This is a genomic window from Kitasatospora sp. NPDC058406 (assembly GCF_042722765.1).
In the GTDB taxonomy this organism is placed as follows: domain Bacteria; phylum Actinomycetota; class Actinomycetes; order Streptomycetales; family Streptomycetaceae; genus Kitasatospora.
The window spans coordinates 1-11,341 of sequence record NZ_JBHXKE010000278.1; the positions used below are offsets into that span (position 1 = coordinate 1).

An 11,341-nucleotide genomic window follows, 5' to 3' on the forward strand; every position below is an offset into this window, starting at 1 on the left:
TGGCACGCTGTTGAGTTCTCAAGGAACGGACACTTCCTTCAGGCGGCTTTCACACCGGCCCTCCGGGCGCTTCGTTCTTTCGTGTTTCCAGCTTATCAGACGTTTTGCGCTCCGTTTTCCGGAGTTTCATTCATCGGATTTTGCTTTCCGCTTGCCCCCGCTCTCTCGCGGCGACTCCGGAACTGTACGGCGATCGGCACGCCACATGCAAATCGTCCCGTCCTGCGGCGGCAGGACGGGACGATCCGCGGTTCGAGCAGGCCTTCGGCAGGCGCCGGAGCGCGTGCAGGACACGGGTCGGACGAATGTCAGAGGCCTGTCACACGCGGCCCATCTCCTCGGCGATGGCCGTCGCGAAGGCGTCGATGTCAGCCTCCGTCGTGTCGAACGAGCACATCCAGCGGACCTCTCCGGTGTGCTCGTTCCAGAAGTAGAAGCGGTAACGCTTCTGCAGCCGCTCGCTCACCTCGCGGGGGAGGATCGCGAAAACGGCGTTCGCCCTGACCGGGCGGACGACCGTCACGCCCTCGATCCCGCGGACGGCGGCCTCGAGGCGGCTGGCCATGGCGTTGGCGTGGCCGGCGTTGCGGAGATAGAGGTCACCCGCGAGCAGCGCCTCGAACTGGACCGAGACGAAGCGCATCTTCGAGGCGAGCTGCATCGAGGTCTTGCGGAGGAACTTGATGTTCCGGACCTTCTCCGGGTTGAGCACGACCACGCACTCACCGAACAGCAGGCCGTTCTTCGTCCCGCCGAAGGAGAGCACGTCGACGCCCACGTCCGTGGTGAAGGCGCGCAGCGGGACGCCGAGCGAGGCCGCGGCGTTGGCCAGGCGGGAGCCGTCCACGTGGACCAGCATGCCGAGCTGGTGCGCGTGGTCGACGATCGCCCGGATCTCCTCCACGGTGTAGAGGGTGCCGAGCTCGGTGCTCTGGGTGATCGAGACCGCGAGCGGCTGCGCGCGGTGCTCGTCGCCGAAGCCCCAGGCCTGCTGGTCGATGAGCTCGGGGGTGAGCTTGCCGTCCGGCGTGGGGACGGTGAGCAGCTTGATGCCGCCCATCTTCTCCGGGGCGCCGCCCTCGTCCACGTTGATGTGGGCCGACTCGGCGGCGATGACCGCACCCCAGCGCGGGAGCAGTGCCTGCAGGGCGACGACGTTGGCGCCGGTGCCGTTGAAGACGGGGTGCGCCTCGGCCTTGTCGCCGAAGTGCCGGCGGAAGACGTCCTGGAGGTGGGCGGTGTAGTCGTCCTCGCCGTAGGCCACCTGGTGGCCGCCGTTCGCGAGGGCTATCGCGGCGAGGACCTCCGGGTGCACACCGGCGTAGTTGTCGCTGGCGAAGCCGCGGACGGCGGGGTCGTGCCGCCGGACGGCGTCCGTCTGCGGGGTGGGGTCGGTCATCGGGCTGTCAGCCACAGGTGCTGTCCGTTCAGTTCTTCTGCGGGGCGGTCCCAGAGGCCCGCCAGGGTGGTGGCGAGGTCGGCGGTGTCGGTGAAGCCGGCGAACTTCGCCTCCGGCTTCTCGGCCCGCATCTCGGGACTGACCAGCGCCTTGATCACCAGGATGGCAGCCGCGGCGGTGGGCTTGCCGTCCTCGGCGGTGGTCTCCTTCGTGAAGGAGTCCGCCATGGCGAGCGTCCAGGCCTCGGTGGCGGCCTTCGCCGCGGCGTAGGCGGCGCCGCCCGCGGTGGGCTTGTGGGCGGCGGCGGCCGAGATCATGGCGTAGCGGCCACCGCTGCGGACCAGGGCGGGCTGGAACGCCAGCGAGGTGTGCTGGAGGGTCCGCACGACGGTGTCGTGCAGGAAGTCCCAGTCGTCGATCCGGGTGTCGAAGAAGGTCTTGCTGCCGCGCCAGCCGCCGACCAGGTGGAGGAGGCCGTCGACGTGGCCGTGCTCGGCCTCCAGGTGGTCGGCCCAGTCGTGGACCTCCTGCGGGTCGAGGAGGTCGATGACCTGGCCGCTGACCCTGGCTCCGCGCACGGCGACGCGCACGGTGTCGAGGGCGGCCTCCAGCCGCTGGGCGTCGATGTCGGCGCCGATGACGGTGGCGCCGTCCGCCGTGAGGCGGCGCAGCACGGCCTGGCCGGCCGGGCCGCTCGCGCCGGCGACGGCGATCACCTTGCCGCTGAGCGGTCCCTTGGGTGCGGTGGTCACGCGGCAACTCCCTGCAGGCCGGCACCGGTGATGCCGGTGGTCGAGGCGATGACGCCGCTGAGCTTCTTGGAGAGGGCCTCGTAGAACATGCTCAGCGGGAACTCGTCGGGGAGCACAGCGTCGCACAGGGCCTTGTTGAGGGCCTTGCCCTCGGTGATGTCGAACGGCAGCGCCGCGGAGCCCTTCGCCCAGGTGGAGGCGGGGTGCGGGGTGAGGTAGCGGGAGACCAGCTCGTAGGCGGCGATCCAGTGGGCCGGCTTGGGACGGTCGATGCCGTCGCGGTAGAGGGTCTCGATCTCGGCGCAGAGCGCGTTGGTGACCTGCGGGGCCCGCTCCCAGTCGATGCTGAGGCGGTTGTCGCGCCAGCGCAGCGCGTCGTGCTTGTGCAGGTACGCGAAGAGCAGCTGACCGCCGAGGCCGTCGTAGTTGCGGACGCGGTCGCCGCTGACCGGGAAGCGGAAGAGGCGGTCGAAGAGGATCGCGTACTGGACGTCGCGGGCGTGCTCGTTGCCCTCCCCCTCCAGGTTCACCGCCTCCTTGAAGGTGGTGAGGTCGCAGCGGAGCTCCTCCAGGCCGTACATCCAGAACGGGCTGCGCTGCTTGATCATGAAGGGGTCGAACGGCAGGTCGCCGTGGCTGTGGGTGCGGTCGTGGATGAGGTCCCACAGCACGAAGGTCTGCTGCGAGCGCTCCTGGTCCTGGAGCAGGCTCTCGGCGTCGGCCGGGATCTCCAGGCCGAGCAGCTCGACGGCGTTGGTGGAGACGACCCGGAAGCGGGCGGCCTCACGGTCGCAGAAGATGCCGCCCCAGGTGAAACGTTCCGGCGCCTTGCGCACGGCCACGGTCTCGGGGAAGAGGACGGCGGAGTTGGTGTCGTAGCCGGCCGTGAAGTCGGTGAAGGTGATCGGCACGAACATCGGGTTGTCGAAGCGGGTGCGCTCCAGCTCCGCCAGCCAGTCGGGCCAGACGACGTTCAGCAGGACCGCTTCGAGGTTGCGGTTCGGGTTGCCGTTCTGGGTGTACATCGGGAAGACGACCAGGTGCTCCAGGCCGTCCTCGCGCTGTTCGGCGGGCTGGAAGGCGAGCAGCGAGTCCAGGAAGTCCGGCTCCCGGTAGCCGGTGTCGGCCCACTTGGCCAGGTCCACGTCGACGGCGGCCAGGTAGGCCGCGTCGTGCGGGAAGAGCGGCGCAAGCTCCGCGACGGCCGTGCGGACGGTGGCGACCAGCGGGTCGACCGTCCGGCGCTCGACGACGGACAGGTCGATGGAGCCGTCCTTGGACTGCAGGGGGCGCAGGGCCTCGACAGCTTCCTTGAGCCGCAGCCAGGCCGGGTGGCCGGCGAGGGACTCGACCGGGGCGTCGGTCGCCACGGCGAGCCTTGGCGAAAGATTCTGCATCGGGGACTCACTTCGACAGGAGGGTTTTCAACGAGACCACCATAAGTACGAAAGGTTCTTCTGTTCAAGGGGGCACCTGGCGGCGGATCTGCGGTAACCGGGGCCGGAGACCGTATGTCGTCCGTGTGAACAGCTGCCGGGATCTTCCGGGACAGAGCGGACGAAGCCCGGTAAGCCGACCATGCCGCGCGTGTTCCGGCGTCGCCACCGGGGGAGGTTCCCCACCCGACCGGTCCGTCCCCTTCCTCCCGGGAGCCCCGCCATGCCCCTCCCCCGAAAGCCGCTCGCCGCCCTCCTGCTCGCCGGTGCCGTGCTGGCCGCCTGTGCCCCGCAGGACACCGCGTCCGACGGGAACCCCACGGCCGCGAGCACGGCCGGCGGCTGCGCGCCGGGCGCGTTGCCCACCCGGGCGGCGGGGACGCTGACCATCGGCACCGACAAGCCCGCGTACGAGCCGTGGTTCGCCGAGGACGCGCCGGCGAACGGCAAGGGCTTCGAGTCCGCGGTCGCCCACGCGGTGGCGGAGAAGCTCGGCTACCCCAAGGAGAAGGTGACGTGGGTGGTCGCTCCGTTCGGCACGGCGACCGCGCCCGGTCCGAAGAACTTCGACTTCGACATCAACCAGGTGTCGATCAGTGCCGAGCGCCGGCAGGCGGTGGACTTCTCCTCCGGCTACTACGACGTGCGCCAGGCCGTGATCGCGCTGAAGAGTTCCAAGGCCGCCTCGGCCCGGAGCCTCGCCGATCTCAGGGGCGCCAAGCTGGGCGCACAGGTCGGCACCACCAGCCTGGACGCGGTCACCGACACCATCAGGCCGACCACCCGGCCGGCCGTCTTCGACTCCAACGACCTGGCGAAGGCCGCGTTGAGGAACGGTCAGGTCGAGGCCCTGGTGGTCGACCTCCCGACGGCGTTCTACATCACCGGGGCCGAGGTGACGGACGCCCAGGTGGTCGGCCAGCTGGCGGGCTCCGCGAAGGGTGAGCAGTTCGGCCTGGTGCTGGACAAGGGCTCGAAGCTGACCGGCTGCGTCTCCGGCGCGGTGGACGCGCTGCGGGCCGACGGGACGCTGGCGAAGCTGGAGAAGCAGTGGCTCTCGGACGCCGTCTCGGCCCCCGTCCTCCAGTGAGCGACACCGTGAAGGGGCTCTCCGGGCGGTCCGCCGACCCGGGGACGCCGGCCGGCCCGGGCGCGGCCGACGACGGCTACCGGCCGTCGGCGAGACGGCTCGCCCACGAGGCGTACCGGCGCCGGCGGGCCCACCGCTCGGCGCTGATCGCGGCCGGCTCGACGCTGGTGACGGCGGTGGCGCTGGTCCTGCTGGTGGTCGGCTCGCCCGGCTGGCCGGCCGTGCGGCGGTCCTTCCTCAGTGCCGAGTACGCCCGGCAGGCACTGCCCGAGGTGCTCAAGGGACTGCGGATCAACCTGGAACTGATGGCCGTCTGCGGGGTGCTGATCCTCTTCTTCGGCCTGCTGCTCGCGGTGCTGCGGACCCTGAGCGGGCCGGTCTTCCTGCCGGTGCGGCTGCTCGCCACCGCCTACGTCGACTTCTTCCTCGGCCTGCCGATGATCATCTGCCTGCTGGTGATGATCACCGGGGTGCCGGCGCTGCGACTGACCGGTGTCACCACCGACCCGCTGTGGCTGGGCGGCGCCGCGCTGGTGCTCACGTACGCGGCGTACGTGTCCGAGGTGTTCCGGGCCGGCATCGAGTCGGTGCACCCGAGCCAGCGGGCCGCCGCCCGGTCGCTGGGCCTCTCCAACGCGCAGGCGATGCGGTACGTGGTGCTGCCGCAGGCGGTCCGCCGGGTGGTGCCGCCGCTCCTCAACAACCTGGTCAGCCTGCAGAAGGACACCGGACTGGTCTCGATCGGCGGGGTGATCGACGCGGTGTACGCGGCGAAGATCATCAACGGCCGGTCGTTCAACTCCACCCCGTACCTGGTGGCGGCACTCGTCTTCGTGGTGCTGACCATCCCGCTCACCCGGTTCACCGGCTGGCTCACCACCCGGATGAACCGCCGACGCCAGCAGGGAGGTGCGGTGTGACCGGCCGACCGGCCGACGACGCGACAGGCCGCCCGCCGGGCACGTCCGCCGTACGACCGGGTGTGCCGGCGGCGTCGGGCGGGGCCGCGCCGTCGGGCGGGGCGGTGAAGCCCGTGCTGCGCCTGGAGTCGGTGCGCAAGAGCTTCAACGGCCAGGCGGTCCTGCGCGACGTGGACCTCACCGTCCCCGAGCACTCGGTGACGGCGCTGATCGGCGCCTCCGGCTCCGGCAAGTCGACGCTCCTGCGGTGCGTCAACCTGCTGGAGCGGATCGACGACGGCGCCGTCTTCCTGGACGGCGCGGAGATCACCGACCCGCGTGCCGACGAGGACGCCGTGCGACGACGGATCGGCGTCGTGTTCCAGGCCTACAACCTCTTCCCGCACATGACCGTGCTGGAGAACGTGACGCTCGCCCCGCGCCGGGTGCACGGTCTGGCCCGGGCCGAGGCCGAGGCGCGGGCGCACGAGCTGCTCGACCGGCTGGGCCTGGCGGCGAAGGCGCGGGAGTACCCCGACCGGCTCTCCGGCGGCCAGCAGCAGCGGGTGGCCATCGTGCGGGCGCTCGCCACCGGGCCGCGGCTGCTGCTCCTCGACGAGATCACCGCGGCGCTCGACCCGGAGCTGGTCGGCGAGGTGCTCTCGGTGGTGCGCAACCTCAAGGAGCAGGGCATGACGATGCTGGTCGCGACGCACGAGATGGGGTTCGCCCGCGAGGTCGCCGACCAGGTCTGTTTCCTGGACGCCGGGGTGGTACTCGAACAGGGCTCGCCGGAGCGGGTGTTCGGGGCGCCGCAGCAGGAGCGGACCCGGCGGTTCCTGAGCCGGGTCATCGCCTCCGGGCGGCTCTCCGGGTAGCCGGACCTGTGCGGCAGTCCGGCGCCCGCCGGTGGGCCCACTCCGCCGGGCACCACCATGCGCCCCGCACGCGCCCTGCTGCACGCGGCCCCGGGCCGTGATCGTGGACGGAACCCCCGCCCGTCACCGCCCGGGAGGCCGCCGTTGCACGGATCAGCCCTCGTCAGCTGGTTGTTGGCCGCCCTCGCCGCGACCTCCGGCGGCTACTGCCTCACCCGCCTGCGCCGTACTCCCCCCGCGCCGCCCCCGGGAGCGGCCGGAGCCGGAACCGCACCGAGGACGCCCGGCCCGAGAAGGACCGGGGCCACCGGGGCGACCCGCGCGCACCGGCTGCACGCGTACGAGTCGGATGCCTCCGAGGCCCTGATGGGCTTCGGCATGGCCGCCATGGCCGTGACCGGGACGGCCGTACCGGGCGTCGCCTGGGCCTGGCTGTTCGGCCCGCCCGCGGTCGCCCTGCTGCTGGCCGCCGCGTACCGCCCGGAGCGGCGGGCGCACCGGCTGCACCACGCGGTCGGCGCGCTGACGATGACCTACATGGCACTCGTGATGGCCACCGCACCCGCCGCCGGGCACGCGGGCCACCACCCGTCCGCGGCCGGATCGCCGGCACTGACCGGCGCCCTGCTGCTCTACTTCGGCGGGTACGCGCTCTGGTCGGGCAGCAGGCTGCTCAGCGGTGCCGGAGGCGGGCCCGGCGGGCTGCCGGCGGCCTCGGCGACGCTGCCCCGGGCCTGGCGGCTGTCGATGGGCATCGGCATGTTCGCCATGCTCCTGACCATGTGACACCGGCGCCCGCGCCCACCGTCGCGGGCGCGGCACCGGACGGCCGTCGCGGCGCCGCACCGTCCTCGCGGCGCGGCCGCCGAACAGCCGTGGCGTTGGTCACTGGTGGCCGAAAGTCGTACCACGCCGCGCCGGCAGCGCTTAGGTTGGACGGGAAGCGCGTTGTCGCGCTCCGTGCGTCCCCGGGGAGCCCATGCCATGACGGCCCTGCTCGGCCTGCTGCTGCTCGGACTGCTGCTCGCCACCGCCGCTCCCCGGCGGCTGACCCGGGCCCGCTGGGTGGACCGCGAACCCGTGCTGGCGCTGCTGGTCTGGCAGTGCCTGGTGGTGGCCGTACTGCTGTGCTGTGCGCTGAGCCTGCTGCTGGCCGCCTCGGCCGCGCTCCCCGACCTGCGGTCGCTGCTGTTCACGGGCGCACCGCACGGCGTGGAGGCGGCGTACGGACTGCACAACGCCGAGGGCTGGGGCCGGCTCTGCGCGGCGGTGCTGGCCGCGGGCGGGCTGCAGACGCTGTTCGCGCTGACCCGTGAGGTCCGTTCGGCGAAGGCGCTGCGCGCTCACCGGCATGCCGAACTGGCCACGCTGTCACCTGAGTTGCCGGGCTCCATCGACGACGCACGGCAGCGCCGGGAGCGGCTGGTGGTGCTGGAGGACGTCCGGCCCGGGGCCTGGTCGCTGCCCGGGCACAACTCCCGGCTGGTGGTCACCACGGGGGCGCTCCGGCAGCTGACCCACCGGGAGTTGGAGGCGGTGCTGAGCCATGAGCGCGGGCACGTCCGGGCCCGGCACCACTGGCTGGCGCAGGGCGCGCAGGCGCTCGCCTCGGGCTTCCCCGGGGTCGGCGTCTTCAGCGCCTTCCGGAATCAGGTGGGCGAGCTGGTGGAGCTGGCGGCGGACGACCGGGCCGCGCGGCGGCACGGCCGGCACACCACCGCCCTGGCACTGGCCGAACTCAACCTGGGGCGCGGGGTGTTCGGCTCCTGCCCGCCCGGGATGGCCCAGTCGCCGAAGCGGGTGGACCGGCTGCTGGCCGGGCGCCCCCGGCTCTCCGTGTCGCACCGCCTGCAGCTGACCCTGGCCGCCCTGGCCGCGCCGGTGGCGGTCGTGCTGACGGCCGCCGCACCGGGCCTCGCGTCCCTGCTGTAGCGCCGGCCTCCGGCCCCGTCAGTCCAGGGTCGTCCCGCAGGCGCGCACCGGTTCGTCGGCGAGCGTGAGGGAGAGCACCTCGCGGTGCAGGGGACGGGCCTCCGTGTAGCGCCGACGGCCGGCCTCGGTGAGCGCGACCTGGATGCCGCGCCGGTCACTGGTGCACATCGCGCGGGTGACCAGCCCGGCCTTCTCCAGCCTGCCGATCAGCCGCGAGAGCGCGCTCTGGCTGAGGTGCACGGTGTCGGCCAGCTCCTGGATCCGCAGCCCGTGCCCGCCACTGCCGTCACACCCCTCGACGAGGCGTTCCAGCACCTCGAACTCGCTCATGCCCAGGCCGTGCTTCTCGCCGAGTTCACGGTCGAGGAGGCAGGCGGTCTGGGCCTGCCGGGCCAGCAGGTCGCGCCACTGGACGACCAGACCGGCCTCCGCCGGGGAGTCGTGGGAATCGTGGGGGTCGAGTTCAGCCACGCCGCCACGGTATCACATGCGGAAGCAACTTATGCGTTAACATCTTATTCACTTGCATTGAATGCACGTGCATGTACTCTCTTGCCCATGACCACCGCGACCGTCACGACGTCTGACGATTCATCACAGGGGGCTCCGCGCTGGAGTCCCCGCCTCTGGGGCACGCTGATCGTGCTCTGCGCCGCGCTGTTCCTGGACGCCCTGGACATCTCGATGGTGGGCATCGCGCTCCCCTCCATCGGCTCCGAACTCCACCTCTCCACCTCCACCCTCCAGTGGGTGGTCTCCGGCTACGTACTCGGCTACGGCGGGCTCCTGCTGCTCGGCGGCCGGACCGCCGACCTGCTCGGCCGCCGCCGGGTCTTCCTCGTCGCACTCGCCGTCTTCGCCGCCGCCTCCCTGCTCGGCGGCCTGGTCGACGACGGCGGCCTGCTGATCGCCGCCCGCTTCATCAAGGGCGTCGCCGCCGCCTTCACCGCGCCGGCCGGCCTGTCGATCATCACCACCACGTTCCCGGAGGGCCCGGCCCGCAACCGGGCACTGTCGATCTACACCACCTGCGGGGCCAGCGGCTTCTCGCTCGGCCTGGTCCTCAGCGGAGTGCTCACCTCGGTCGGCTGGCGCTGGACCTTCCTGATGCCCGTCCCGATCGCCCTGCTCGCCCTGGTCTTCGCCGTCCGGCTGCTCCCCCGCCCGGCCGCCGGGGAGAAGGCCACCGGCCGGTACGACGTGCTCGGCGCGATCACCGGCACCGCCACCGTGCTGCTGCTGGTCTTCACCGTGACCGAGGCGCAGGGCGCCGGCTGGCTCAGCCTGCGCACCCTGGGCTCGTTCGCCGTCGTGGCGCTGCTCGGCTCCGCCTTCCTGTTCGTCGAGAGCCGCACCGCGCACCCGCTGGTCCGGCTCGGGATCTTCCGCAACGGCTCGGTCGCCCGCGCCAACGTGATCGCGTTCGCGATGACCGGCGCGTACGGCGGCTTCCAGTTCGTGGTCACGCTCTACCTCCAGGAGCTGCTCGACTGGTCGGCCCTGGAGATGGCGCTCGGGCTGCTGCCCGCCGGCGCGATGATCGCCCTGTCGGCACCGTTCATGGGCCCCGTGGTGGACCGCTTCGGGACCGGCCGGCTGCTGCCGATCGGCCTGCTCGCCCTGGTCGGCGCGTTCGCGCTCTTCCTCCGGCTCGACGAGCACAGCTCGTACCCGGTGCTGGTGCTGCCGTCGATCATCCTGCTCGGCGTCGGCTTCGCGCTGGCCTTCCCCTCGGTGAACATCGCCGCCACCGACGGCGTCGCCGACGATGAGCAGGGACTGGCCTCCGGCCTGGTGAACACCGCGATCCAGGTCGGCACCGCGGTCGTCCTGGCCGGCGCCACGGCCATCATCACCGCCGGCAGCGGCGGCGGCACCGGCGCGCAGGCCCAGCTGGACGGCTACCGGCCCGCCCTGCTCTTCATCACCGGGATCGCGGTGGTCGGTTTCGTGATCGCCGTCGCGGGCGCCGTTCTCGACCGACGGACGAAGGCACCTCACTTCTCCGTACCGGACTATGATTATCCGTCAGTCGACCTGGTCGACCGGGGCGGCGAGGTTCTGACCAAGAGCTGAACAGCGGTACGAGTTCCACCAGGCCCGGGACGGAGTCCCCGGGCGGGCGCCGGCTCCACCAAACCCCCGTGTTGGTAGAGCCGGCGCCTCCGTACGAACCGAACGCCGCCGCCCGGCCCAAGGCCCGGGGGCCGCGGTCCGGTCGCCGGCCGCGCCAGTATATTGGCCGACAGCCAACGAACGTACGGAGCAGAAACGATGGCACCTCGCGGGGATTCGGTCAATGAGGAGATGCGTCAGCGTTCCCGGCGACGCATCATGCGGGCCACCGTCGAACTGGTCGACCGGCACGGATACGCCGGGACCACGCTGACCGACATCGCCGAACGGGCCGGACTGGCCCGCGGACTGCTCTCGTACTACTTCGACGGCAAACGGCTGCTCATGCAGTCGGCGACCCACCGGATGATGCACCAGGAGCTCTCCACCGCGCTCGGCGAGCTCGCGCCCGACGCGACACCGGAGGCCCGGCTGGCCCGGGCGATCGACGCGGTGCTCGGCCTCGCCATGGACCACCCGCGGGTGATGCGCTCGCACCTGGCGCTGATCCTCGACCCGGACACCGGCGCCTTCGTCCAGGACCCCGAGCAGCAACGGCTCGGCTCGATCCTCCAGGAACTGCTGCGCGACTGGGGTGCGCCCGACCCCGTCGCGGAGCACGCGGTGCTGCGCAGCGCCCTGATGGGCGGCTGCATAGGCGTCCTGCTCCCGGGCGCGGAGGTGCCGCTGGCGCCGATCCGCGCGGACCTCTTCAGCCGCTACGACCTGCCCTGGCACCTCGGCCGGCCGCCGCAGCCGCTCCCGCCGGAACGCGAAAGGCCGCCGGCCCCCGCGGGGTTGCACGGGGGCGGCGGGCCCCCGCGGGGGCGGGGCGCGGCG

The 11,341-nt window shown here is 72.2% G+C and carries 11 protein-coding genes; 7 read left to right on the forward strand and 4 right to left on the reverse strand.

What is annotated here, in order from left to right; genetic code table 11:
* Positions 1-319 precede the first annotated feature (319 nt).
* The 3 genes from ACFWOG_RS35275 to ACFWOG_RS35285 are packed head-to-tail and all read right to left on the reverse strand — an operon-like array spanning position 320 to position 3,548.
* Positions 320-1,399 (reverse strand): threonine aldolase family protein, encoded by a 1,080-nt coding sequence (locus ACFWOG_RS35275; protein WP_380363389.1) that lies wholly within the window; start codon positions 1,397-1,399, stop codon positions 320-322.
* Entirely contained in the window at positions 1,396-2,151 is a 756-nt protein-coding gene (locus tag ACFWOG_RS35280) for an SDR family NAD(P)-dependent oxidoreductase (protein WP_329880246.1), read from the reverse strand. Before ACFWOG_RS35280 ends, ACFWOG_RS35275 begins: the two co-directional genes overlap by 4 nt.
* Entirely contained in the window at positions 2,148-3,548 is a 1,401-nt protein-coding gene (locus ACFWOG_RS35285; protein WP_380363380.1) for a DUF6421 family protein, read from the reverse strand. Before ACFWOG_RS35285 ends, ACFWOG_RS35280 begins: the two co-directional genes overlap by 4 nt.
* Positions 3,549-3,810: 262 nt before the next feature.
* Here ACFWOG_RS35285 and ACFWOG_RS35290 point away from each other — a divergent pair, with 262 nt between their 5' ends.
* From ACFWOG_RS35290 to ACFWOG_RS35310, 5 genes are all read left to right on the forward strand, one after another.
* On the forward strand, positions 3,811-4,677 hold the full coding sequence (locus ACFWOG_RS35290) for an ABC transporter substrate-binding protein (protein WP_380363382.1): 867 nt from the start codon (positions 3,811-3,813) through the stop codon (positions 4,675-4,677).
* An 8-nt stretch (positions 4,678-4,685) separates the two neighbouring features.
* The gene (locus ACFWOG_RS35295) at positions 4,686-5,597 is read left to right on the forward strand and encodes an amino acid ABC transporter permease (RefSeq protein WP_380363391.1); all 912 of its coding nucleotides are present in this window, start codon (positions 4,686-4,688) and stop codon (positions 5,595-5,597) included.
* Positions 5,598-5,701: 104 nt separating this feature from the next.
* Positions 5,702-6,454: an amino acid ABC transporter ATP-binding protein gene (locus ACFWOG_RS35300; RefSeq protein WP_380363393.1), complete on the forward strand. Its 753-nt coding sequence runs from the start codon at positions 5,702-5,704 to the stop codon at positions 6,452-6,454.
* A gap of 144 nt (positions 6,455-6,598) precedes the next feature.
* Positions 6,599-7,240 (forward strand): DUF5134 domain-containing protein, encoded by a 642-nt coding sequence (locus ACFWOG_RS35305; protein WP_380363384.1) that lies wholly within the window; start codon positions 6,599-6,601, stop codon positions 7,238-7,240.
* Positions 7,241-7,438: 198 nt separating this feature from the next.
* Positions 7,439-8,386, forward strand: a complete 948-nt coding sequence (locus ACFWOG_RS35310) for a M56 family metallopeptidase (protein WP_329948794.1) — start codon at positions 7,439-7,441, stop codon at positions 8,384-8,386.
* Between the two features lie 18 nt (positions 8,387-8,404).
* On the opposite strand, the gene ACFWOG_RS35315 is transcribed toward ACFWOG_RS35310, so the two are convergent.
* A complete protein-coding gene (locus ACFWOG_RS35315) occupies positions 8,405-8,857 on the reverse strand; it encodes a MarR family transcriptional regulator (protein ID WP_329948795.1) in 453 nt (150 codons plus the stop codon).
* A gap of 87 nt (positions 8,858-8,944) precedes the next feature.
* On the opposite strand from ACFWOG_RS35315, the gene ACFWOG_RS35320 reads away from it, so the two are divergent.
* On the forward strand, positions 8,945-10,462 hold the full coding sequence (locus ACFWOG_RS35320; protein WP_329948796.1) for an MFS transporter: 1,518 nt from the start codon (positions 8,945-8,947) through the stop codon (positions 10,460-10,462).
* Between the two features lie 231 nt (positions 10,463-10,693).
* On the forward strand, positions 10,694-11,341 hold a 648-nt coding region (locus tag ACFWOG_RS35325; RefSeq protein ID WP_380363387.1), incomplete at its 3' end, for a TetR/AcrR family transcriptional regulator.

Coding starts and splice junctions, on each gene's coding strand:
- ACFWOG_RS35275 (WP_380363389.1), bottom strand. CDS start 1,399: ATGACCGACCCCACCCCGCAGACGGACGCCGTCCGGCGGCACGACCCC.
- ACFWOG_RS35285 (WP_380363380.1), bottom strand. CDS start 3,548: ATGCAGAATCTTTCGCCAAGGCTCGCCGTGGCGACCGACGCCCCGGTC.
- ACFWOG_RS35290 (WP_380363382.1), top strand. CDS start 3,811: ATGCCCCTCCCCCGAAAGCCGCTCGCCGCCCTCCTGCTCGCCGGTGCC.
- ACFWOG_RS35310 (WP_329948794.1), top strand. CDS start 7,439: ATGACGGCCCTGCTCGGCCTGCTGCTGCTCGGACTGCTGCTCGCCACC.
- ACFWOG_RS35320 (WP_329948796.1), top strand. CDS start 8,945: ATGACCACCGCGACCGTCACGACGTCTGACGATTCATCACAGGGGGCT.